Below are 24,476 nucleotides of genomic sequence, written 5' to 3'. Positions count from 1 at the left end.
TGCGTGAACAGCGTTCCGGCACGGGTAACTAAGCTTCGGCCGAGATTGTCTCGCCTGAGGCAACAACGCCGCCTGGACGGAATATGCTCGTCCAGACGGCGCCGTCGAAATACTGGGCCCTGAAATCCCCAGTGCCAATGGGTCGTGTGGGCGGGGGATAGGTTCAACGTTGCGCCGCCTTGCCGCAGTCCAAGCCACGACATCGTGAGCTGCGATCTCGAGCGGATGTGGCTTGCCGATAACGCGCGCGCGCTGGCAGGGTGGTTCGGCCCGACAAGACCAATCCGCGAGAAAGCACCATGGCGCGCAGACTGATCGATATCTCCGTTCCCCTGCAGAACGACGTTCCGGCCGATCCGCCCGGCAACCATCCGACCATCCAGTATATTGATCACCAGCAGGGGCTGCCGCGCATGCTGCAGTTCTTCGATGGACTGAAGGCGGAGGACCTGCCCGACGGACAGGGCTGGGCCGTCGAGCAGGTCTCGCTCTCCACCCACAACGGCACGCATCTCGATGCGCCCTGGCATTTCCATCCGACCATGAACCGCGGCGAGCGATCCTGGACCATCGACGAGGTGCCGCTGGAGTGGTGCTTCCAGCCGGGCGTGAAGCTCGACTTCCGGCATCTGCCTGACGGTTATGTCGCGACCGCCAAGGATGTCGAAGCCGAGCTGAAGCGCATCGGCCACGCGCTGTCGCCGCTCGAGATCGTCGTCGTCAACACCAGCGCGGGCGCGAAATATGGCCAGCCCGACTACGTCAATTCGGGCTGCGGCATGGGCTACGAGGCGACGATGTATCTGCTCGAGCGCGGCGTGCGGCTGACCGGCATCGACGGCTGGAGCTGGGACGCGCCGTTCGTCTTCACCGCGAAGAGATACGCCGAGACCAGGGACGCCAGCCTGATCTGGGAAGGCCACAAGGCCGGGCGGCACATCGGTTACTGCCACATCGAGAAGCTGCACAATCTGGAGCTCTTGCCGTCGACCGGGTTCATGGTGTCGTGCTTCCCGGTGAAGATCGAGCGCGCGTCGGCGGGCTGGACGAGGGCGGTCGCCATCCTCGACGGCTAGGCGCGCCGGGGTTGTGATCGGCCAGCTTCGGGAACCGGTGGACAGGCTGTGCATTACGGTGGGTTGTTGCGGCACCGCTACAGCTTGAGGCAGCCGAATCTGCTTTCATGCACGCAGTAGATGCATTGGGTGATCGGGCCGCCGGCTCGTCCTCGCGTCCCGATTTCGGAAGCGTTCTCTCCCGTGACTAGAGCCCCGGCGTCTCCGGGGCTCTTTCTTGCGTGCCGCAGCTGAGCCAAGCCGGGCAGGTGAACCAACCCCAAAAAGCAAATCAGGTGCGTCGGGACCGACGCACCTGATTTCATGTCTTTAATATCGCTTGTGTCGACCGGGCGGTTGTTACCACCGGCAAACGCGAACACCACGCGGGGTCCACCAGCAACGGGGACCGGCGTAACCGCCGTAGTAGCCATAGCCACGGCCATATCCATATCCGCGGCCATAGCCCCACCCGCGACCGCGACCCCAGCCGCCGCCGCGATAGCCCCAGCCACCGCCGCGTCCGCGCCAGGCTTGCGCAGGCGCTGTGGTGACGCCGACCAAGATGGCAGAGGTGCTTGCGACATAGACGAACAACAAAGCGACTGCTGCTAGGCAACGAGTCAGGATATTGTAGCGTTTAGTCATTCTGAAGATCTCCAGTCCACTTCCAAACATCTGAACTGATGCTGGCTGTCTCGCTTAGACGCGCGACACCGGCATTCGGTTCGTGCATGCTAAGACAATATTTTCACTAAGGTTCTTGCGAGCTTTAACGACTCTATTGAGACCAATAGGTAAGGTCAAGTTACAGTCCCGCCTGCAAAGGATACTGTCGTTGCTGCGCTCATCTTGTCGTTCATCCGCCGTTCATTCTGTTCATCTTGCGTTGCGCCGATTTGATTTGTGCATCGCAGAAGCAGAGATTTGAGAACCTCGGAAAATGCCGGCGAGAACTTGAAGTCGACACGATCCTGTTCTCTCAGCGTTGCAGTGTCCTCCCTGAAGAGTGCCCATGCCGAAACAACACACTTACGTCCTTGGTCTCAACGTCTACGACCATGACGTCAGCGCCTGCCTGCTGCGTGACGGCGCGATCGCCTACGCAATCTCCAAGGAGCGCATCACCCGCGAGAAGCATGCCTCCGGCTTCTATAAGGAAGTCGTCGACTACTGCCTGTCGGCCGAGGGCATCACCCTCGACGACGTCGATCTCGTGGTGCGCAACAGCTACATCCTGCCGGTGCCCGAGATGGAGGAGCGGATGCTCCACCAGGACATGCCGGGCTTCCTGCCGATCGCCGAACGCAACGAGGCAATCAAGCACCCGCTGTTTCGTTCCAAGTCCGACAAGGTGGTGTCGATCTCGCACCACCTCGCGCATGCCTACAGCGCGTTCGCGGTGTCCCCATTCAAGGACGGCGTCGTGATGATCGTCGACGGCGTCGGCAATTATCGGGCCGACGCGATGGAGTCCTGCTCCGAGGATGGGGCGTCGCCGCTGGCCCGCGAGTCCGAGAGCTACTACAGGTTCGACGACACCAGGCTCGAATGCCTGAAGAAGGTCTGGATGGAGCCGGCGCGGGGGCTGTTGTCGGACGAGTTCTACAACATGCCGGGACTGGGGGCGCTGTACAGCCGGGTCTCTACCTATGTGTTCGGCGACTGGAACAAGTGCGGCGAGTTGATGGGGCTTGCGCCCTATGGCCGCCATGAGCAGGTCGGCCATCTGCTCGAGATGAAGGACGGCAAGCTGCACGTGCCGTTCTGGGGCGCCGAGAACCAGCAGCCCTTCGTGCTCGACAGCGGCAGCTGGGACAAAAGCCCGACGATGCGGCACTGGGAGGACATCGCCTGGCGGGTGCAGGACGACACCGAGAACGTGCTGCTGGCGCGGGCGCGCTGGCTGCGCGAGACCACGGGGGCGAAAAATCTCTGCATCGCCGGCGGCGTCGCGCTGAACTGCGTGGCCAACGGGCGCATCGCGCGCGAGTCAGGTTTCGAAAACATCTGGATCCAGCCCGCCGCCGGCGACGACGGCATCGCGATTGGTTGCGCTTATTACGGCTGGCTCGAAGTGCTCAAGCAGCGCCGCTCGTTCGTGATGGACCACGCCTATGTCGGGCGGCGCTACAGCGAAGCCGAGGTGGCTGCCGCGCTGCAAAGCTTCCTGGTGCGCATCCAGATCGACGCGAAGCGCAGCGACAATATCTGCCGCGACACCGCAAAGCTGCTCGCCGACCAGCGCGTGATCGGCTGGTTTCAGGACCGTTCCGAGTTCGGTCCGCGCGCGCTCGGCAACCGCAGCCTGATCGCCGATCCGCGCAGGGCCGAGATGAAGGACATCCTCAACAGCCGGGTCAAGCACCGCCAGGCCTTCCGGCCGTTCGCGCCGATCGTGCTGGCCGAGCGCATGAAGGAGATCTTCGAAGGCGAGGAGGACTCGCCCTACATGCTGATCGCAAAGCCGGTGCGGCCGGAATGGCGCGACAGGATCCCGGCGATCGTGCATGTCGACGGTTCGGCGCGGGTGCAGAGCGTGCGGGAAGAGACCAACCCGATGCTCTATCGCCTGCTGAAGGAATTCGAGGCGCTGACCGGCGTGCCGGTCCTGATCAACACCTCGTTCAACGTCAAGGGCGAGCCGATCATCGAGACGCCGCAGGACGCGGTCAGCTGCTTCCTCACCACCGGGATCGACCACCTCGTGATGCACGACACCTTGGTGTCGAAGACCGCCATGCACAAGGTGGTCACGCCTGTCATGACGACGTTCGGCGACGTCGCCACCATCGTCTCCTCGACGACGCAGGACACCAGTCGCGGCGGCGGCTGAAACCTATTACGCAGGTGTCGCCGGTGCCGCGGGCTTTGCCGCCGGCGGCTTGACCGGCTTGTCCTGCCGCTTCGACCACGAGATGTAATAGGCCACGATCGTCATGATCGCGATGCCGGAGATGCTGACGAAGATCTGCGCGAACAGCGAGCCCGAGCTCATCGAGAGCTCGAAATGTCCGACAAAGGACAGGAACACGCCGACGCAGAACACCGCCAGCGACTGCTGGCCGCAGACGATCAGGGGATCGAACACCTTCCACTCTAGCGCCGCCCAGTCCTTCGGGATGAAGCGGATCACCAGCACCGTGATCACCACGAAGTGCAGGAAGCGATACGGCGCGAGGTTGGTCTTGTCGTTCGGGTTGAAGGCCGAATAGAGCCAGTCCGGGAACATGGCGCCGAAGTCCGGGAAGCGTCCGGCCATCGTCATGATCAGCGCGAAAATCATATAGGCGATGCAGAACCACAACGTGTAGCGCGAGTTGATGATGCCCATGTTGTTGCGCGCGCCGCCCATCGCGCACCACGAGCCGAACACGAACAGCACCTGCCAGGCGAACGGATTGAAGTACCAGCTGCCGGCCGGGTAGGCCGGCAGGTTCCAGCCCTGGTGGCGCGACACCAGCCACAGCACGAGCGAGGCCGCCATGGTCCAGTTCGGCCGCCGCAGCATGAACCACAGCACCGGCGGGAACAGGCCCATCAGCACGATATAGAGCGGCAGCACGTCGAGATTGACCGGCTTGAATTTCAGGAACAGGCCCTGGCGCAGTGTCTCGGTGGCGTTGTCGACGAGGCCGGCGACGTTGAACTCGTTGATGATCTCGGAATCGCCGAAGCGCAGCGCCAGATAGCTGATCGAGGCAATGTAGATCACGAACAGGATGATGTGGGCGACGTAGAGCTGCCAGACCCGCTTGGTCAGCCGGGTGGCGCCGACGATGAAGCCGCGTTCCAGCATCATGCGGGCGTAGACGAAGGAGGCGGTGTAGCCGGAGATGAAGACGAACAGGTCCGCGGCGTCGCTGAAGCCGTAATTCCGCGTCGTGATCCAGTTCACGACGTTGTCGGGGATGTGATCGAGGTAAATCGCCCAGTTCGCGACCCCACGGAACAGGTCGAGCCGGAGGTCACGTCCTTTTTCGGGCAGGGTAGCGTGGATTTCCATGGCGCGCCGTTTCCTCGAGGTGATGCTTGTCGAGAAGATCGCGCCGCGGGCCCGGGGGACTGCTAAGGGAAGCCTCCCGAGGCCAGATTGTCACAGCGCGGTAGAATGACTATACCGGTCCGGCGAAGGCTGCCTCCGAGATCGAGGAATCACCGATCAGATCGTTGATAGGTGTCTCTATACTATCCCGGCGGTTTCCTTCAAATCGCTTCCATGTCGCACATCCCACAGGGCCGACCATCCATGACCGCACGCATTTTTAAGCCCGCCAAAAACGCGATGCAATCGGGACGTGCCAAGACCAAAGAGTGGCAACTGGACTACGAGCCGGAGCAGCCGCGCTCCGTGGAGCCCTTGATGGGCTGGACCTCGTCCACCGACATGAAGCAGCAGCTGACGCTGCAGTTCGAGACCAAGGAAGAGGCGGTCGCCTATTGCGAGCGCAAGGGCATCGCCTACCAGGTAATCGAGCCGAAGGATTCGGCGCACCGCCAGATCGCCTATGCCGACAATTTCGCGTTCCGCCGTTGGGAGCCTTGGACCCACTAAGGTTGGACCCACTAAGTCCTGACTGGCGCCCGGATCAGTTCGCCGCGGGCGCGGCGAGGGCGCCCGGTATCGGCAGCGGCGCGTCCTTGGAGACGCCGAGCACCGGAAAGCTTCTGATCTTACGCACATTGGGCAGGCCGGCGAATTGCAGCAGCTGCTGGCGCATGTCGTCGACGCTGGGCGCGACGCATCGGAGCATGAAGTCGGCATCGCCCGAGATCCGCCAGCATTGCAGGAAGCGCGGCACGGCCGCCACATCAGCCTCGAACGCCTCGATCGCGCTCAGGGTCTGGCTGTCGAGCTGGATCAGCACGAAGGTCGTCACCTCATAGCCGAGCAGCCGCTCGTCCAGCGTGGCGCGGATCGCCTGGATCACGCCGCGGCTGCGCAGGGCGCGAACCCGGCGCAGGCAGGGCGGGGCGGTGATGCCGACCCGTTCGGCGAGCTCGTTGATCCTGATCCGGCCGTCCCGCTGCAACTCGGACAGGATCCGCAGATCGATGTCATCGAGCTGTGGGCGCGCGGTCACGGCTACGAGCCCGCCACGGCGGCGCGCCGGCTGTCGCTGCCGTAGCTCGCCTGGCCGATCGCAGCCCGCGGCGCGACGCCCGACAGCACCAGCTTCTCATGCGCCGCGATGATGGCGTCGCGGGTCAGCCGGCCGCCGGGGCGGTACCAGGTGCACAGCCCGGTGAGCAGCGCCAGGATCGCGAAGGTCGCGACCTGGATGTCGACCACCTCGAACGCGCCGTCCGCCGCCCCGTCGGTGAGGATCTGTGCCAGCCGCTGCTCATAGGCGCCGCGCAGCGCCACCACGGCGTCGTAGTTCTTCGCATCGAGGCTGCGCAGCTCGGAATTGGCGATGAAGACCTCGCGCTTGCGGGTCATGTGATAGGTGACGTGGAACGCGACAAAGGCGCGCAGCTTCTCGACCGGATCGGCCTTGCCCTCCAGCGCAAGGTCAAGCTCGCGCAGCAAATCGTTGATATGGTCCTGGACCAGATCGAACAGCAGGTCCTGCTTGGTTGAGATATGGTTGTAGAGTGAGCCCGCCTGGATGCCGACTTCGGCGGCAAGCTGGCGCAGGCTCATGGCCTCGTAGCCGTGCTCGAAGATCAGGCGCACGCCGGCCTTGCGGATCGCCTCCAGCGTGGTGGGGCCGTGTGAGCCGATCGTGCGTGCCATCGGGGCCTCGGAGGGTGTTGGCTTGCCAGGGAGGACCAGGAAACAAGCGAACGACCGTATGTATATCGCATGAAATCCCAGTGAATTCAATGAACTGCGGATTTCGCGCCCAAACCATAGCACGATTGCTTGCGAAGCCAAGAAAAAAACGTATGATCGTTTAATTGCAAGATGAATCTCACGGGAGGGATCATGGCCTCGAACCAGGCGGCAATCTTCAATTTCGACCTTGGCGAGACCGCGGATGCGATCCGCGAGACGGTGCATGACTTCTCGACCAACGAGATCGCGCCGCGCGCCGCCGAGATCGACCGCAGTAACCAGTTTCCGCGCGACCTCTGGCCCCGGATCGGCGCGCTCGGCCTGCACGGCATCACCGTCGAGGAGGAGTATGGCGGCTCGGGCCTCGGCTATCTCGAGCACTGCATCGCCGTCGAGGAGATCTCGCGGGCGTCGGCCTCGGTCGGCCTGTCCTACGGCGCCCATTCCAACCTCTGCGTCAACCAGATCCGCCGCAACGGCAACGAGGCGCAGAAGCGCAAATATCTGCCGAAGCTGATCTCGGGCGAGCACGTCGGCTCGCTCGCGATGTCGGAGCCGTCCGCGGGCTCGGACGTGGTCTCGATGAAGACCCGTGCCGACAAGAAGGGCGACCGCTTCGTGCTCAACGGCAACAAGATGTGGATCACCAACGGCCCGGTCGCCGATACGCTGGTGGTCTACGCCAAGACCGATCCGAACGCCGGCCCGCGCGGCATCACCGCCTTCATCATCGAAAAGGGCATGAAGGGATTTTCCACCGCGCAGAAGCTCGACAAGCTCGGCATGCGCGGCTCCGACACCTGCGAACTGGTGTTCGAGGATTGCGAGGTGCCGGAGGAGAACGTGCTCTCCGAGGTCGGCCGCGGCGTCAACGTGCTGATGAGTGGTCTCGACTACGAGCGCGCGGTGCTGGCGGCGGGGCCGATCGGCATCATGCAGGCCTGCATGGATGTGGTGCTGCCTTACGTGCACGAGCGCAAGCAGTTCGGCGAGCCGATCGGCTCGTTCCAGCTGGTGCAGGGCAAGGTCGCCGACATGTACACCACGATGAACGCCTCGCGCGCCTATGTTTACGCGGTGGCGAAGGCCTGCGATCGCGGCGAGACCACGCGCGAGGACGCCGCCGGCGCCATCCTCTACGCCGCGGAGAAAGCCACCCAATGCGCGCTGGATGCGATCCAGCTTTTGGGCGGCAACGGCTACATCAACGATTATCCGACCGGCCGCTTGCTGCGCGATGCAAAGCTCTACGAGATCGGCGCCGGCACCAGCGAGATCCGCCGCATGCTGATCGGCCGCGAGCTGTTCGCCAAGACAGCCTGATGTCTTCTCCCTCGCCCCGCTCTTCGCGGGGAGAGGGGCTGTCACCGCACCAGTGGTGGCAGTTGTGCGCACCCCGGCACGATGATTGACCTTGAACCCCACCGATACTCTAACGAAACGTGCAACACCGATGCCGCTTCAATCGACGATCGATCCCACATCCTCTGAATTTGCCCGCAACGCCGAGGTGATGCGCGGCCTGGTCGCGGAGCTCCGCGGCAAGCTCAACCAGGTGGCCGGCGGCGGCGGCGAGACCTCGCGCAGGCGGCACACCTCGCGCGGCAAGATGCTGGCGCGCGATCGCGTCGATCTCCTGGTCGACCCCGGCACCGCATTCCTGGAGCTTTCGCCGCTCGCCGCCAACGGGCTCTATGGCGGTGACGTCCATTCGGCCAGCGTCATCACCGGCGTCGGGCGCATCTCGGGCCGCGAATGCATCATCGTCGCCAACGACGCCACCATCAAAGGCGGCACCTATTACCCGATGACGGTGAAGAAGCATCTGCGCGCCCAGGACATCGCGCGGCAGAACAATCTGCCCTGCGTCTACATGGTGGATTCCGGCGGCGCGTTCCTGCCGTTGCAGGATGAGATATTTCCCGACGAGCGGCATTTCGGCCGCATCTTCTACAACCAGGCCCAGATGTCGTCGCAGGGCATCCCGCAGATCGCGATCGTGATGGGATCCTGCACCGCGGGCGGCGCCTATGTGCCGGCGATGTCGGACGAGAGCATCATCGTGCGCAATCAGGGCACGATCTTCCTCGGCGGTCCGCCGCTCGTGAAGGCGGCGACCGGCGAGGTCGTCACCGCCGAAGAGCTCGGCGGCGCCGATGTCCACTCGCGCCAGTCGGGCGTGACCGATCATTATGCGCAGAACGACGCCCACGCGATCGGGATCGCGCGCCGCATCGTCGGCACGCTGAAGCAGCCGGTGAAGGCACAGCTCAACATGCGCCCCCCGCAGGAGCCGCTGTTTCCGGCCGAGGAGATCTACGGTGTGGTCTCCGCCGACGGCAGAAAACCGTTCGACGTGCACGACATCATCGCGCGGATCGTCGACGGCTCCGAGTTCGACGAGTTCAAGAAGCTCTACGGCACCACGCTGATCTGCGGCTTCGCCCATATCTTTGGCTATCCGGTCGGCATCATCGCCAACAACGGCATCCTGTTCAGCGAGAGCTCGCTGAAGGGCGCGCATTTCATCGAGCTGTGCTGCCAGCGCGGCATTCCCTTGGTGTTCCTGCAGAACATCACCGGCTTCATGGTCGGCAAGAAGTACGAGGCCGGCGGCATCGCGCGCGACGGCGCCAAGCTGGTGACGGCGGTTGCGACCGCAGGCGTGCCGAAATTCACCGTCGTGATCGGCGGCTCCTACGGCGCCGGCAATTACGGCATGTGCGGCCGCGCCTACAGCCCGCGCTTCCTCTGGCTGTGGCCGAATGCGCGCATCTCGGTGATGGGCGGCGAGCAGGCCTCGATGGTGCTGAGCCAGGTGCGGCGCGACGGCATCGAGGCCAAGGGCGAGAGCTGGTCGGCGGAAGAGGAAGACAAATTCCGCGAGCCGATCCGCGCGCAATACGAGAAGCAGGGCAATCCCTATTACGCCACGGCGCGGCTGTGGGATGACGGCGTGATCGATCCGGCTGATACGCGCCTCGTGCTCGGGCTCGGCCTGTCGGCGGCAGCCAACGCCCCGATCGAGCCGACGAAGTTCGGCCTGTTCAGGATGTGACCCAGGAACTGACCATGGACCGCTCAAAACTCACCCGGCGTTTCCGTACGCTTCTGATCGCCAACCGCGGCGAGATCGCCTGCCGCGTCATCCGCTCGGCGCGCGCCATGGGGCTGCGCACCGTCGCGGTTTATTCCGAGGCCGACCGCGACGCGATGCATGTCGCGCTCGCCGACGAGGCGGTGTTGCTCGGTCCGGCACGGGCGCGCGACAGCTATCTCAGCATCGAGCGCGTCATCGCCGCCGCCAAGGAGACCGGCGCCGAGGCGGTGCATCCCGGCTACGGCTTCCTGTCTGAAAATGCCGAGTTCGCGCAGGCCTGTCTTGAAGCAGGTTTGGTGTTCGTCGGTCCGACCGCCGAGATGATGACGGCGATGGGCTCGAAGTCCGGCTCGAAGGCGCTGATGGAGAAGGCCGGCGTGCCGCTGGTGCCGGGCTATCACGGCGAGGCCCAGGACGAGGCGACGCTGGCGGAAGCCGCCAACCGGATCGGCTTCCCGGTGCTGGTCAAGGCGTCTGCCGGCGGCGGCGGGCGCGGCATGCGCGTGGTCAATTCGGCGGCTGAGCTCACGGCCGCGATCACCAGCGCCAAGCGCGAGGCCAAGGCGGCGTTCGGCGACGACCGCATGCTGATCGAGAAATACGTGCAGAACCCGCGCCACATCGAGGTGCAGATCATCGGCGACAGCCACGGCAATCTGCTCTCGCTGTGGGAGCGCGAATGCACGCTGCAGCGCCGCCACCAGAAGGTGATCGAGGAGGCGCCGTCGCCGACGCTGAACGCCGCGCAACGCGAGACGGTTTGCGAGGCCGCCCGCAAGGCCGCCGGCGCGGTCAACTATATCGGCGCCGGCACCATCGAGTTCGTCTCCGACGGCAAGGACGTGTTCTTCATCGAGATGAACACCCGCCTGCAGGTCGAGCATCCCGTCACCGAGCTGATCACCGGCGTCGATCTCGTCGAATGGCAGCTCCGCGTCGCCTTCGGCGAGGCGCTGCCGCTGAAGCAGGACGAGATCAGGCTGAACGGGCATGCCATCGAGGCGCGGGTCTACGCCGAAAATCCGCAGAAGAACTTCATGCCCTCGGTCGGCCGCATCAAGACCTGGCGGACGCCACCGGAAGGCGACGGCCTGCGCATCGATGCCGGCTATCGCAGCGGCGATAACGTCTCGCCGTACTACGACGCGATGCTCGCCAAGGTGATCGCCTGGGCGCCGACGCGCGAGGGCGCGATCGACAAGCTCAATCGCGGACTGCAGGAGACCGATGTCCGCGGCATCGTCACCAATATCCCGTTCCTGTCGGCGCTGGTGACGCACAAGGATACGCGAGCCAATGCGATCGATACCGGCTTCATCGAGCGCGAGCTGAAGAACCTGACATCGGGTACCGGCACGGCCGGCGAGTTCGAGCTTTGCGCGGCGGTGACCGCGATCGTCAACGACGAGCAGAAGGCGGCGCGGCGCGAGGCCAGCTCGCCCTGGCAGGCCTTCGGCTGGATGCCGGTCGGCCGCCGTCAGCGGGTGTTTTCGTTCCGGCAGGGCCATGAGCCCGCCCAGACCATCACGCTGCACTATGGCAACGGACCGTCGACGCTCACGGTCGGCGGGCGCGAACTCGTCTTCGCCATCTCGTCAGCCGGCGATGACGGCTTCGACCTGACGCTCAACGGCCTCAAGTCGCGTATAGCCTCGGTCATCGAGGGCCACGAGCTCTACTTGCGCACCCGCAACGGCCGCTTCGACCTGCACTGGGTCGATCCGTTCGGCGGCGAGAGCGAGGAGCAGGTCGGCGAGGACAAGATCGTGGCGCCCTTGCCGGGCACCGTGGTGGCGCTGCTGGCCGAGGAGGGCGCAACGCTCGAGAAGGGCGCCCCGATCCTCACCCTGGAAGTGATGAAGATGGAGCAGACCCTGCGCGCGCCCTATGCCGGGGTGCTGAAGAAGCTCAGATGCAAGGTCGGCGACATCGTCGGCGAGGGCGTCGAGCTTGCCGAAGTCGAACCTGCGGCCGCGTCATGAGCGATCAGATCCAACTCGTCGAGATGGGGCCGCGCGACGGCCTGCAGAACGAGAAGACGCCGGTCAGCGTCGAGGCGCGCATCGCCTTCGTCGAGGCGCTGGTGGCGGCCGGGCTCAATACCGTCGAGGTCGGCGCCTTCGTGTCGCCGAAGGCAATCCCGCAGATGGCGAGCTCCGACCAGGTGCTGCGCGGCGTCAGCCACATCAAGGGCGCCGAATTCCACGTGCTGGTGCCGAACGAGAAGGGCTATGACGCCGCGCGCGCGGCCGGCGCCGCGGTGGTCTCGGTGTTCGCGGCGGCCTCCGAAGGCTTTTCGCGCGCCAATATCAATTGCTCGGTCGCGGAATCGATCGAGCGTTTCAAGCCGGTGCTGGCGCGCGCCAAGGCCGACGGCGTCAAGGTGCGTGGCTACATCTCCTGTGTGCTCGGCTGTCCGTTCGACGGCGAGATCAAGCCGAAGGCGGTCGCCGACCTCGCGGTGACACTGTGGGATCTTGGGTGCTACGAGATCTCGCTTGGCGACACCATCGGCGTCGGCACGCCGCTGAAGGCCAAACAGATGCTGCGTGCGGTCGGTTCTGAGTTGCCGATCGGCAACCTCGCGATGCACTTCCACGACACCTACGGCCAGGCGCTCGCCAATCTCTATGCCGGCATGGAAGAGGGCGTCCGTGTCATCGATGCCGCCGCCGGCGGTCTCGGCGGCTGCCCCTACGCCCCCGGCGCCACCGGCAACGTCGCGACCGAGGACGTCGCCTACATGCTCGAGGGCATGGGCGTGAAGACCGGGATCGATATGGACAGACTGCTGGCCGCGACCAACGAGATGGCTGGCTTGCTCGGCCGTCCGCCGGTCAGCCGTGTTGCGTCCGCGCTCAACGCGAAGCGCACGCGGCTCGCCAAATCGTAAATTGTGGGATGCTTGGAGCGATTTGGGATTGCAGCCGCCTCAATCTTCGGCGGTCGCGCCCGGAGTTATGTGCTGCGAAGCGCAGATTCAAGGCTCATAGTCGCGCCCCTGGCTTGCGCAGTCCGGGCTCCCGAAGCTGGACTCTCGACCCATATGCCCATCGTGCGACAGCGCCTCGCGCTATCGCCGCCCTCCTTGAGGGCGTTTCCTCCCTAGACTTGGGCCGCTTGTTGTTTCGAGCGGCCCTTTTTCTTACGCCGCCGGAGCATTGATCGTCGCGATCACGGCCCTCATATCGGTCGCCAGCTCGCGATAGTGCCCGCCCAACCGCTGGTATAGCTCGCGGTTGCTCCCATCCAGCGTCCTGCTAGCGATCAGCTCGCATTCGTCGGCGAGGATCTCAAATCGTTCCAGCTTTGCTTGGAGAGCAGACATGGCGGGCGTTTCCCTGACACTGTTACTGAGGGAGTTGCGACGCTACTACTCGGACTGCGTCTAACACAGCATAATTATAGGGTAGAACTAAATTCTTCCCGGCAATGACTTTGACCGATTGATGGGAGCGACTTGTCCGCCGTAGCTCGAACAGCGAAGGCGGAAGCGCATGAGCGTTTCGAGGCATTCCGGAGGCAAATCGAAGCGCTCGGATATGAGATGAGCAACTGACGATGCGGCGGAGCCGTAATCGGATCGGTAGCGCGCAGCGAAGCCCATCAATTCAGTATCCGCGGCGCAAATGATGGGTATCGCTTCGCTTCCCTACGAGCGAGGTCCTTCCGCCGGATGGAACCCGTTTTGCGGCGCACACAGCCGGCGTCATCGGCTCGGCTCCCGATTAAACCCTCCCGAAAGCGTTCATGGCTTGGTGACTCAAACGTGCTGAGGTGAGGGGGCTCGCAATTGCTCCAGGTGGATTCTCGCCATGTCCGGACAGGTGTCAGCTTCCCGCGGCCGAACGTTTCTGGCCGGAAAGATCGTCTTCAACTTCGGCCGGTCGGCCTTCGACTGCACGGTCCGCCAGCTCACGGAGACGGGCGCCACCGTGGAACTCGAAAGTGTCGTTGGCATTCCCGATCACATTCAACTGTTGCTCGTCGGCAGCAATCAGGTGAAGCCATGCAAACGGCTGTGGCAATCGGACCGCCAGCTCGGCCTGGTCTTTGAAGAGCAGCAGGCCAACGCTGCGGTGCCCACGCCTGCCGCTCCTGTGCCGGCCGCCATTCCGGAGCGGCGCAGCGGCGACATTCTGCGCGGGCACATGCTGGCGCTGCGCGCGGCGCTCGATCAGATCCCGGTCGGCATCCTGCTTTTGGACTCGGAGCTGAAGGCCCTGTTCATTAATCGTGCGTTTCGGAGCATGTGGGCGCTTCCGGACGCGGTGGCCGACCGCAGCCCCAGCTTCACCGACCTGATGCATCACGGCTGCAAGACGATGGCCTACGAGCTGCCGGCCGCGCAGCTCGAAGCCTATGTTGCCGAGCGCGTCCGCCTCGTGAGCGTCGGGGACCCCAACCCGATCGATCTCAGGCGCAGCAACGGTGATGTGGTTCGATGTCAGTGCACGCCGCTGCCCGACGGCGGCCGGATGGTGAGCTACACGCCCGTGACCGACATCGTGCGCGCATCCGACAAGCTCAAGGTACTGACCGGCGCGCTCGAGAACGTCGAAGACGGCGTCGTCCTGCTCGACCGCGATCTCAATGCGATCTTCCTCAATCGGCGAATGCGGGAATTCTGGGAGGTGAGCGAGGAGGAGGTTGCGCGGCATCCGGCATACATCACGCTGCTCACGCGCAATCGCCGCGCCGTTCCGGCGGGCGCGACCCCGGAGCAAATCAGGGCCTTTCCTGCGAAGCGGATTGCGGAGATCAAGGCAGGCGATCACAAGCGCGACGTGCAGACGCCGGACGGCCGCCATATCAGGATCCACTGCTCGACGATGGCAAACGGCGGTCGCATGCTGACCTTCGTCGACGTGACCGATCTCGTACGCAACGCACGGCAGCTGGAGGTGCTTGCGACCACCGATCCGCTCACCGGATTGTTCAACCGCAGGCACTTCCTGACGACGCTGGATGCGGAGTGGAGCCGGTTCCAGCGCTACTATCGTTCGGTATCCGTGCTGATGGTCGATATCGATCACTTCAAGAGCATCAATGACCGCTTCGGACATGCGGTCGGTGACGAGGCCATCAAGGCTGTTGCCGGGATATGCATTCGGGGCAAGCGCAAGTCCGACGTCGTCGGCCGCGTCGGAGGCGAGGAGTTCGCGGTCCTGCTGCCGGAGACCACATTGTCGCGCGCCCGAACCGTCGCCGAGCGCATCCGCAAGCGGGCGGAAGCGTTGACGGTGGGCGCGGATGATCGACCGGTATCACTCACGGTGAGCATCGGCGTTGCCGAGGCGCTCACAAGCATGCCGGGGATCGATGCCCTAATGAAGGCTGCCGATGCGGCGCTCTACCAGGCCAAGGAGCACGGCAGGAATCGCACGGAGTGCTGGTCACCTCCGTCGCCACCGAAACTGGCCACCGGGTGAGTTGCAGGATGGAGGGACTTGTCCGCCGTAGCCCGAAGAGCGAAGGCTGAAGCGATACGCCATCGCGTCACCGCGAATTGGATGACATCGCTGCGCTCCAGCCATCCTCTGGATGCTCGAACGACGTCTCCTCGTCGTCATTCCGGGGCGTGCGAAGCACGAGCCCGCGCAACACACTCAGTGTCGTCCCGGCGAAAGCCGTGACTCATAACCTCCGATGGTCATTGCTGCGCATCGGTGGAACGACGAGTCCCATCCATAACACCCGCTGCGGAGTATGGGTCCCGGCCTTCGCCGGGACGACGGCGGAGGACGTGTTCTCTCGGCTCAGCAACTGGCGCCTCTGGAATACTGGATCACTTGCACGCGCATGCGTGGGTGATGACACCGAATACGCTGTTTGACAGTTGAATCCGTGAGCAGGGGCTGGCCTTTCCTTCTACTCCAGCGAGCTCCATCACATGGCGGCAATCTGTCGGCTATGTGGTCGGGCCCGCATCAGGTGCCTATAAGGACTGATAATACATGGTTGCCCGGCGGCCACGATTGTTGCGATGTTGCAACGGTGCTTGAACATTTAACCTTAAAAGCACCCGGTCCGCACTCGCGCCGCTTTTTAGCCACACCCCGACATGAAAGGATATTCACGTAGCTGAATAGCCAGCGCTCCGACGACGGGACATTTTTTCGGGTTCCGGCGTTGATGGAGGAAAGAGCGCCGGGAACAGGGTCGCGATGGACGCCAAGACGAACATCAAGGGCAGGCTGCCCAGCCGTCACGTGACGGAGGGTCCCGAGCGCGCACCGCACCGGTCCTATCTCTATGCGATGGGGCTGACGACAGCCCAGATTCATCAACCCTTTGTCGGCGTTGCTTCATGTTGGAATGAAGCCGCTCCATGCAACATTTCGCTGATGCGCCAAGCGCAGGCGGTGAAGAAGGGCGTGGCCTCGGCCGGCGGCACGCCGCGCGAGTTCTGCACCATCACCGTCACCGACGGCATCGCGATGGGTCATGACGGCATGCGCTCGTCGCTGCCGTCGCGTGAATGCATTGCCGATTCGGTCGAGTTGACGGTCCGCGGCCACTCGTATGACGCGCTGGTCGGGCTCGCCGGCTGCGACAAGTCGCTGCCGGGCATGATGATGGCGATGGTCCGCCTCAACGTTCCGTCGATCTTCATCTATGGCGGCTCGATCCTGCCCGGCAACTTCCGCGGCCAGCCGGTCACCGTCCAGGACATGTTCGAGGCGGTCGGCAAGCACTCGGTCGGCGCCATGTCGGACGAGGACCTCGACGAGATCGAGCGGGTGGCGTGCCCGTCGGCCGGCGCCTGCGGCGCCCAGTTCACCGCCAACACCATGGCGACCGTCTCCGAGGCGATCGGCCTCGCGCTCCCGTATTCCGCCGGGGCCCCGGCGCCTTACGAGATCCGCGACTCCTTCTGCGCCGCCGCCGGCGAGAAGGTGATGGAGCTGATCGAGAAAAACATCCGGCCCCGCGACATCGTCACCCGCGAAGCCCTTGAAAATGCTGCGGCCGTGGTTGCAGCCTCAGGTGGTTCGACCAATGCTGCGCTGCACCTGCCGGCGATCGCCCATGAGTGCGGCATTAAATTCAATTTGTTCGACGTTGCCGAAATCTTCAAAAAGACTCCTTACGTCGCGGATTTGAAGCCGGGCGGCCGTTATGTTGCCAAAGACATGTTTGAAGTAGGTGGCATTCCGCTGCTGATGAAGACGCTGCTCGACAATGGCCACCTGCACGGGAATTGCCTGACCGTCACTGGCCGAACGATCGCCGAAAACCTCAAAAGCGTGAAATGGAATCCGCACCAGGATGTGGTGCGGCCCGCCGACAATCCGATCACCGTGACAGGTGGCGTTGTCGGGCTAAAGGGTAATCTCGCTCCGGAGGGTGCGATCGTGAAGGTCGCGGGAATGTCCAACCTGAGGTTTACCGGTCCGGCCCGGTGCTTCGACCGCGAGGAAGACGCCTTCGAGGCGGTGCAGAAGCGCACCTACAGGGAAGGCGAGGTGATCGTGATCCGCTATGAGGGGCCGAAGGGCGGTCCCGGCATGCGGGAGATGCTGGCGACCACGGCGGCACTGACCGGGCAGGGGATGGGCGGCAAGATTGCCCTGATCACCGATGGCCGGTTCTCCGGCGCCACCCGTGGCTTCTGCATCGGACATATTGGACCTGAAGCGGCCGTCGGCGGGCCGATCGGGTTGTTGCAAGACGGCGACATCATCGAGATCGATGCGGTCGCCGGCACCCTTAACGTAAATTTGAGCGACGCCGAACTCGCAAATCGTAAGACCAAATGGGCCCCTCGCGCGACGAACCATACATCTGGTGCGCTGTGGAAGTACGCCGAGCAAGTGGGGCCGGCGGTGGATGGCGCAGTCACCCATCCGGGTGGCGCGTACGAGAAACAGTGTTATGCGGACGTTTAGGCGTACGATATTGGCGTTTGCGTTAGGGGCCATCCCGGTGGCGGGCCCCGGATTCGGATTCGACGGCGCACCGGTCAACCCACAAGATACGGTTCTTCCTGTGGTTTCCCCGCAGCCGGGGACAGCCGGCGCGCTGAAACGGGCCGCGACCCCGGTGGCGCCTGCGGCGACCTCGCCGACCTCGTCGTTCAGCACGCTGCAGTATCAGGCCGAGGGCGGTCACCCCGTGGCGCAGTGGAAGCTCGGCAAGATGTACGCCGAGGGCGATGGCGTTATCCAGGACGACATGCGCGCCTTCGAGTATTTCAGCCGGATCGCCAATGCGCATGCCGAGGATTCGCCGTCGGCACCGCAGGCCTCGATCGTGGCCAACGCCTTCGTCGCGCTCGGCCGCTACTATCTGAGCGGCATTCCCAATTCCAAGGTGAAGGCGGACACCGAGCGGGCGCGGGAGATGTTCTCCTATGCCGCGTCCTATTTCGGCAATGCCGACGCCCAGTACGACCTTGCCCGGCTCTACCTGAAGACGCCGGACGCCTCGCGGGACGACTTCCGCTACGGCGCGCGCTGGCTCGGCCTTGCCGCCCAGAAGGGCCAGCATCAGGCGCAGGCGCTGCTCGGCCAGATGCTGTTCAACGGCGACCGCCTGCCGCCGCAGCGGGCACGCGGCCTGATGTGGCTGACGCTGGCGCGCGACAGCGCGACGCCGGATGAGGCCTGGATCAAGGAAAGCTACAACCGGGCGATCGCCAAGGCCTCCGAGGACGATCGCGCGATGGCGCTGCAGATGCTCGAGCACTGGGTGCAGGGCCGCCGGGATTGATCTTCCCGCCGGCCGGCGGGGTCAGGCGATCTCGAAGTCGAGATCGGCCCAGACCGGGACGTGGTCGGACGGCTTCTCCCAGGCTCGGACATAGCTGTCGATGCCGACGTCGATCAGCCGGTCACTGGCCTGCGGCGACATCAACAGGTGGTCGATGCGCAGGCCCCAGTTCTTCTGCCAGGCGCCGGCCTGGTAGTCCCAGAAGGTGTACTGGCCGGGCCCGTCATTGACCGCGCGCAGCGCGTCGGTCAGGCCGAGGCCGAGCAGCGACTGGAAGGCCTCGCGGGTCTGAGGCCGAAACAGGGCGTCATCGGCCCAGGCGGCGGGATTGTAGACGTCGCGCGCCGCCGGAATCACGTTGAAGTCGCCGGCCAGGATCAGCGGCTCCTCGGCCTTCAGCCGCTCCCTCGAATACTCAAGAAGCCGCGACATCCACTTGAGCTTGTACGGATATTTGTCGGTATTGGCGGGGTTGCCATTGGGCAGATAAAGGCACGCGACCCGGATCACGCCCTGCTTCAGCGTGACGACGCCCTCGAGGAAGCGGGCATGTGCGTCCTCGTCGTCACCGGCGAGGCCCGATTTGGTTTCGTCGAACGGCAGCTTCGACAGCAGCGCGACGCCGTTGAAGGTCTTCTGGCCGTGCGTGACGACGTTATATCCGAGCGCCTCGACCTCGAGCCGGGGAAACGCATCATCGACGCATTTGATCTCCTGCAGACAGACGATGTCGGGGGAACACTCCTTCAGCCAGCTGACCAGAAGTTCGATCCGTTGCCGGACCGAGTTGACGTTCCACGTAGCGATGCGAACTGCCATCGGACTTCCTTCATTGTGGGGGCACGTGACCGAGCGCCGCCCCGCTTAGACCAAGCGCTTCCGCATCTCGATGTGCGGGATGCCGGCCTCCTCGAATTCCGCGCCGATCCGCTCGAAGCCGACGCGTGCGTAGAACGGCTCCGCGTGCGTCTGCGCGTTGAGGATCAGTTCCGGATAGCCGAGTTCGGCCGCCTTGGCCATCAGCGCGTCCAGCACGCGGGCGCCTACGCCTGTGCCGCGCGCCGCTTTGAGCACGGCCATGCGGCCGATATGACCGTCCGGCAGCAGCCGGCCCGTGGCCAAGGGCGCACCGTCGTCGGCGAACGCCAGCGCATGCCAGCTCGATGCGTCCATGTCGTCCCATTCCAGTTCTACCGGCACCCGCTGTTCCTCGACGAAGACGCTGTAGCGGATGGCACGGGAGCGTTCGCGGGCTTCTTCCCAGGGGCAGACAAGGACGGAGGTGGACATAAGGTCGCGATTCGGAAGCTCAATGAAGCAGAACGGATGCGGCCCGGTTACTCAAAACGTCCGGCGATGCGCATGCCAATGACCGGATTGAAGCCGCACTATTTCACTTAGGTGGCATACCATGGGCGGTCCGCCTGTGCTAACCCTCTCAGGAAACAAGGCGCAACAATTGCCGACGGGGGAGTGACGACGCGCACCGGCCTTCAAGGCAAGCTGGCGGCGCACGTGCAAAACTTATGAAAAAACGCAATTTGGTTCTGACTGTCGCTGTTCTCGGCATTGCGGCCGGGGCGGCTTACATGACCCGCACTTCATGGATGGGTGGCGGCGCCGCCACCGCGCAAGGGACCCCGCGGCCGCGCGTGGTGTCCGTGGATCTCGCCAAGGCGGAACGCAAATCGGTTCCGGTCGATGTCGATGCCATTGGACAGGTCACGCCGATCTCCAGCGTGGCGCTGAAGTCGCGGCTGGAGACTACCATTGTCTCGGTGCATTTCGAGGACGGCGCCAGGGTCAATGAAGGCGACCTGCTGTTCACGCTCGACGCGCGGCAGATCGACGCGCAGATCGAGCAGGCCGAGGGCGTCCTGGCCCGCGACCAGGCCCAGCTCGAGGGCGCGCAGCGCGACCTCCGCCGCTACACCGAACTGGTCGGCAAGGGTGCGACCACCCAGGTCAACCTCGACAACGCCAAGACCCAGTCCGACGTCCTGATCGGCACCATCAAGGCCGACCGCTTCGCGCTGGAGAATCTCCGCGTCCAGAAGAGCTACACCGTCATCCGCGCACCATTCGCGGGACGGATCAGCGTCGCCAACGTCAAGGTCGGCAACTTCGTCCGCCCCGCCGACACCCAGCCGCTCGCGGTCATCAACCAGATGGCACCGGTCTACGTCACCTTCGCGATTCCGCAGCGGGCGCTGGTCGATCTGCGCGACGCCATGGGGAAGGGCGATTCCAAGGTGATCGCGACCATTCCCGGCCATCAGCGCTCCGAGCGCGGCAAGGTCGCGATGGTGGAGAACGCCGTCGACGCGACCACCGGCATGGTGACCGTGCGCGGCATCATGAACAACGAGAGCGAGACGCTCTGGCCCGGCACCATCGTGCAGACCAAGCTGATCATCCGCAGCGAAGACGCGGTCGTGGTGCCGACGGTCGCGGTGCAGCGCAGCCAGAACGGCAATTTCGTCTTCGTCGTCAAGGACGGCGTTGCCAAGGTCCGGCCGGTCAAGGTCGATCGCACCTTCCAGGGCTCATCGGTGATCTCAGACGGATTGGCGGGCGATGAAAGCGTCGTCGTCGACGGCCAGCTGCTGCTCTCGGAGGGATCGCGGGTTGAACTGCGGGCGCGCAAGGCCGGAGCCTGACCGATGACGCTCTCCGAGCTCTGCATCCGCCGCCCGGTCATGACGACGCTGATCACGGCGTCGATCATCGCATTCGGCGTGTTCGGCTTCCGCCTGCTGCCGGTCTCGGCGCTGCCCAAGGTGGACTTCCCGACCATTGCGGTGACCGCGACCTTGCCCGGCGCCAGCGCCGACACCATGGCCGCCTCGGTCGCCGGCATCATCGAGCGCCAGCTCTCGACCATTGCCGGCATCTCCTCGATGTCCTCGAACTCCTCGCAGGGCACGAGCGTCATCACCATCCAGTTCGACCTCAACCGCAACATCGACGCTGCCGCGCTCGACGTGCAGACCGCGTTGACGATCGCGCAGCGCCGGCTGCCGATCGAGATGACGATCCCGCCGAGCTTCCGGAAGGTGAACCCGGCGGACTTCCCGGTGCTGTTCGTCTCGCTCGGCTCGGCGACGCTGCCGTTGTCGAGCGTCAACGAATACGGCGACATCACGATCGGGCAGGCGCTATCGCAGTTGCCGGGCGTCGCCCAGGTCTTGATCTACGGCGCGCAGAAATTCGCCATCCGCGTCCAGGCCGATCCGGAGGCCGCCGCCGCGCGCGGCGTGTCGATGGAGGATATCCGCGCCGCGGTGTCGCGCGCCAATTCGTCGACGCCGGTCGGCACCTTGAACGGCCCCAAGCAGGACGTCGCGCTGCAGGCCTCCGGCCAGATGGACAAGGCGGCCGACTACCGCCAGATCTATGTCGCCTGGCGCAACGGCTCGCCGGTCCGGCTCGACGAGATCGCCAAGGTCTATGACAGCGTCGAGAACGACAAGATCGCGACCTGGATGAACGACGAGCGGGCGATCGTGCTCGCGATCCAGAAGCAGCCCGACGCCAACACCGTGGCGGTGGTCGACGCCGTGCTGGCCAAGCTGCCGGCGCTGCGCGCCGCGATCCCGCCCTCGGTGACCATGCAGGTCATGATGGACCGTTCGGTCTCGATCCGCCAGGCGGTCAGCGACGTCGAGGAGACCCTGCTGATCGCGATCGGGCTCGTGATCCTCGTGATCTTCCTGTTCCTGCGCTCGGCGTCCGCGACCTTCATCCCGGCGCTCGCGGTGCCGATCTCGCTGTTCGGCACCTGCGCGGCGATGTACGCGCTGGACTACTCCATCAACAACATGACGCTGCTGGCGCTGACGCTCTCGGTCGGCTTCGTGGTCGATGACGCCATCGTCATGCTGGAGAATATCGTCCGCCACATCGAGCACGGCATGAAGCCGTTCGAGGCGGCGCTGAAGGGGGCTCGCGAGATCGGCTTCACGATCATCTCGATCACCTTCTCGCTGATCGCCGTGTTCATCCCGGTGCTGCTGATGGGCGGCATCGTCGGCCGCGTCTTCCGCGAATTCGCGGTGACGATCTCGGTTGCGATCATCGTCTCCGGCTTCGTGTCGCTGACCCTGACGCCGATGCTGTGCGCCCGCGTGCTGCGCGCGCATGACGCGACCAAGCGGCCGAACATCGTGCTGCGGGCGTTCGAGGCGATGTTCGAGGCCTGGCTGCGGGCCTATGAATGGGCGCTGGATTGGGTGCTGGCCAAGAAGGCCCTGATGCTGGTGGTGACGCTGGCGACGCTCGGCGGCACCATCTACCTCTACATGATCGTGCCGAAGGGCTTCTTCCCGCAGGAGGACACCGGCTTTCTGATCGGCGTGACGGAGGCTGCGACCGACACCTCGTTCGAGGCGATGAAGGTGCGCCAGCAGGCGCTGGTCGAGGTGCTGCGGACCGATCCGGCGATAGAGTACATCAACTCTACGGTCGGCTCCGGCGGTCCCAATCCGACGGCGAATTACGGCCGTCTGTTCATCGCGCTGAAGCCGCAGAAGATGCGTGACAACGCCACCGTGGTGATCGGCCGTCTGCGGCAGAAGGCGCGCGAGATCCCGGGCATGCAGGCGTTCTTCCAGAGCATCCAGAACCTCAGCATCGGCGGCCGCATCTCCAAGAGCCAGTATCAGTATGTGATGCAGAGCGGCGATACCGAGGCGCTGTACCGGCTGGCGCCCGAGATGCGCGACAAGATCGAGAAGATCCCGGGCTTGCTCGACGTTACCACCGACCTCTACATCAAGAACCCGCAGATGACGGTCGACATCGACCGCGAGAAGGCGGCGGTCTACGGCGTCACCGTCGATCAGGTCCGCAACCAGCTCTACAACGCCTATGGCGCGCGGCAGGTCGGCACCATCTACATGCCGTCGAACGACTACCAGATCATCCTCGAGGTGCAGCCGCAGTTCCGCGTCGATCCGTCCGACCTCTCGAAGCTCTACATGAAGACCGCGAACAACCAGACCATTCCGCTGGATGCGGTGGCGAGGCTGGTGCCGACGGTCGGGCCGTTGCAGATCAACCACCAGGGCCAGCAGCCGGCGGTGACGATCTCGTTCAACCTCGCGCCGGGCACCTCACTCGGCTACGCGGTCGACAAGATCACCGAACTCGAGCAGACCGCGAATTTGCCGCCGACGATTGTGACCGGCTTCTCCGGCACCGCGCAGGTGTTCCAGGATTCGCTGCGCGGGCAGGGCGTGCTGATCCTCGCCGCGGTGTTCGCGGCCTTCGTGATTCTCGGCATTCTCTACGAGAGCTTCATCCACCCGATCACCATCATCTCCGGCCTGCCGTCGGCCGGTATCGGCGCGATCCTGACGCTGATGATGTTCGGGATGGAGCTGTCTGTCATCGCGATGATCGGCATCGTGATGCTGGTCGGCATCGTCAAGAAGAACGCGATCATGATGGTCGACTTCGCGCTGGAGCGCCGCCGCGTCGGCCTCAGCGCCGAGCACGCGATCCGCGAGGCGGCGCTGCTGCGCTTTCGCCCGATCATGATGACGACGTTCGCGGCGATCTTCGGCACGCTGCCGATCGCGCTCGGCGCGGGTGCCGGCGCCGAACTGCGTCAACCGCTCGGCGTCGCCGTGGTCGGCGGCCTCTGCGTGTCGCAGCTGCTGACGCTGTTCATCACGCCGGTGATCTACATCTATCTCGACCGCATCGACCGCAGGCTGCGGCGCAAGCTCGACCCCCAGGCGGAGACAGGCGGCGACGTCGAGCGGCCGCAGGTGGTCGCGGCGGAATAGCCGAGCGTTCGGCGCGAGCCGGAAACCGGCTC

The 24,476-nt window shown here is 64.5% G+C and carries 18 protein-coding genes; 12 read left to right on the top strand and 6 right to left on the bottom strand.

Annotation, left to right across the window (positions count from 1 at the left end):
• Positions 1 to 299 precede the first annotated feature (299 nt).
• Both QA635_RS23070 and QA635_RS23065 read left to right on the top strand, forming a co-directional pair.
• On the top strand, positions 300 to 1,076 hold the full coding sequence (locus tag QA635_RS23070) for a cyclase family protein (RefSeq protein ID WP_283061622.1): 777 nt from the start codon (positions 300 to 302) through the stop codon (positions 1,074 to 1,076).
• A gap of 994 nt (positions 1,077 to 2,070) precedes the next feature.
• Positions 2,071 to 3,891: a carbamoyltransferase family protein gene (locus tag QA635_RS23065; protein ID WP_283061620.1), complete on the top strand. Its 1,821-nt coding sequence runs from the start codon at positions 2,071 to 2,073 to the stop codon at positions 3,889 to 3,891.
• Between the two features lie 6 nt (positions 3,892 to 3,897).
• On the opposite strand, the gene QA635_RS23060 is transcribed toward QA635_RS23065, so the two are convergent.
• Complete coding sequence (locus QA635_RS23060) at positions 3,898 to 5,061, bottom strand: OpgC domain-containing protein (protein WP_028342094.1); 1,164 nt, start codon at positions 5,059 to 5,061, stop codon at positions 3,898 to 3,900.
• A 243-nt stretch (positions 5,062 to 5,304) separates the two neighbouring features.
• Between QA635_RS23060 and QA635_RS23055 the strand changes: the two genes are divergently transcribed.
• Positions 5,305 to 5,610 (top strand): ETC complex I subunit, encoded by a 306-nt coding sequence (locus QA635_RS23055; protein ID WP_016846428.1) that lies wholly within the window; start codon positions 5,305 to 5,307, stop codon positions 5,608 to 5,610.
• Positions 5,611 to 5,644: 34 nt separating this feature from the next.
• Here QA635_RS23055 and QA635_RS23050 read toward each other — a convergent pair whose 3' ends face one another.
• Together QA635_RS23050 and QA635_RS23045 are read right to left on the bottom strand one after the other, a co-directional pair.
• Positions 5,645 to 6,139 (bottom strand): Lrp/AsnC family transcriptional regulator, encoded by a 495-nt coding sequence (locus tag QA635_RS23050; protein ID WP_283061617.1) that lies wholly within the window; start codon positions 6,137 to 6,139, stop codon positions 5,645 to 5,647.
• 2 nt (positions 6,140 to 6,141) lie between these two features.
• The gene (locus QA635_RS23045; RefSeq protein WP_283061616.1) at positions 6,142 to 6,795 is read right to left on the bottom strand and encodes a TetR/AcrR family transcriptional regulator; all 654 of its coding nucleotides are present in this window, start codon (positions 6,793 to 6,795) and stop codon (positions 6,142 to 6,144) included.
• A 192-nt stretch (positions 6,796 to 6,987) separates the two neighbouring features.
• Between QA635_RS23045 and QA635_RS23040 the strand changes: the two genes are divergently transcribed.
• From QA635_RS23040 to QA635_RS23025, 4 genes are all read left to right on the top strand, one after another.
• Positions 6,988 to 8,160: an isovaleryl-CoA dehydrogenase gene (locus QA635_RS23040; protein WP_225160990.1), complete on the top strand. Its 1,173-nt coding sequence runs from the start codon at positions 6,988 to 6,990 to the stop codon at positions 8,158 to 8,160.
• Between the two features lie 130 nt (positions 8,161 to 8,290).
• Entirely contained in the window at positions 8,291 to 9,895 is a 1,605-nt protein-coding gene (locus QA635_RS23035) for a carboxyl transferase domain-containing protein (protein ID WP_283061614.1), read from the top strand.
• Between the two features lie 14 nt (positions 9,896 to 9,909).
• Positions 9,910 to 11,919 carry an acetyl/propionyl/methylcrotonyl-CoA carboxylase subunit alpha gene (locus QA635_RS23030; RefSeq protein ID WP_283061613.1) on the top strand — a complete coding sequence of 670 codons (2,010 nt, stop codon included), beginning with the start codon at positions 9,910 to 9,912 and terminating at the stop codon, positions 11,917 to 11,919.
• Entirely contained in the window at positions 11,916 to 12,830 is a 915-nt protein-coding gene (locus tag QA635_RS23025; RefSeq protein ID WP_283061612.1) for a hydroxymethylglutaryl-CoA lyase, read from the top strand. The genes QA635_RS23030 and QA635_RS23025 overlap by 4 nt, the downstream gene beginning before the upstream one ends.
• Positions 12,831 to 13,082: 252 nt before the next feature.
• On the opposite strand, the gene QA635_RS23020 is transcribed toward QA635_RS23025, so the two are convergent.
• Positions 13,083 to 13,265 carry a hypothetical protein gene (locus tag QA635_RS23020; RefSeq protein ID WP_016846867.1) on the bottom strand — a complete coding sequence of 61 codons (183 nt, stop codon included), beginning with the start codon at positions 13,263 to 13,265 and terminating at the stop codon, positions 13,083 to 13,085.
• Positions 13,266 to 13,752: 487 nt separating this feature from the next.
• Here QA635_RS23020 and QA635_RS23015 point away from each other — a divergent pair, with 487 nt between their 5' ends.
• From QA635_RS23015 to QA635_RS23005, 3 genes are all read left to right on the top strand, one after another.
• A complete protein-coding gene (locus QA635_RS23015; protein WP_283061609.1) occupies positions 13,753 to 15,369 on the top strand; it encodes a sensor domain-containing diguanylate cyclase in 1,617 nt (538 codons plus the stop codon).
• A gap of 735 nt (positions 15,370 to 16,104) precedes the next feature.
• Complete coding sequence (ilvD, locus tag QA635_RS23010; RefSeq protein WP_018271516.1) at positions 16,105 to 17,829, top strand: dihydroxy-acid dehydratase; 1,725 nt, start codon at positions 16,105 to 16,107, stop codon at positions 17,827 to 17,829.
• Positions 17,816 to 18,652, top strand: a complete 837-nt coding sequence (locus QA635_RS23005) for a tetratricopeptide repeat protein (protein WP_026192730.1) — start codon at positions 17,816 to 17,818, stop codon at positions 18,650 to 18,652. Before ilvD ends, QA635_RS23005 begins: the two co-directional genes overlap by 14 nt.
• Positions 18,653 to 18,673: 21 nt before the next feature.
• On the opposite strand, the gene xth is transcribed toward QA635_RS23005, so the two are convergent.
• Positions 18,674 to 19,471 (bottom strand): exodeoxyribonuclease III, encoded by a 798-nt coding sequence (xth, locus tag QA635_RS23000; RefSeq protein WP_283061607.1) that lies wholly within the window; start codon positions 19,469 to 19,471, stop codon positions 18,674 to 18,676.
• A gap of 45 nt (positions 19,472 to 19,516) precedes the next feature.
• Positions 19,517 to 19,942: a GNAT family N-acetyltransferase gene (locus tag QA635_RS22995; RefSeq protein ID WP_057018546.1), complete on the bottom strand. Its 426-nt coding sequence runs from the start codon at positions 19,940 to 19,942 to the stop codon at positions 19,517 to 19,519.
• Positions 19,943 to 20,178: 236 nt separating this feature from the next.
• Here QA635_RS22995 and QA635_RS22990 point away from each other — a divergent pair, with 236 nt between their 5' ends.
• Positions 20,179 to 21,312, top strand: coding sequence for an efflux RND transporter periplasmic adaptor subunit (locus QA635_RS22990; protein WP_283061605.1), 1,134 nt, complete (start codon positions 20,179 to 20,181; stop codon positions 21,310 to 21,312).
• Positions 21,313 to 21,315: 3 nt separating this feature from the next.
• Positions 21,316 to 24,444, top strand: a complete 3,129-nt coding sequence (locus tag QA635_RS22985; protein ID WP_283061603.1) for an efflux RND transporter permease subunit — start codon at positions 21,316 to 21,318, stop codon at positions 24,442 to 24,444.
• The last annotated feature ends 32 nt before the right edge of the window (positions 24,445 to 24,476 follow it).

This window comes from Bradyrhizobium brasilense, assembly GCF_029714345.1.
GTDB lineage: Bacteria > Pseudomonadota > Alphaproteobacteria > Rhizobiales > Xanthobacteraceae > Bradyrhizobium > Bradyrhizobium australafricanum.
This window is presented reverse-complemented; position numbering and strand designations above follow the sequence as displayed.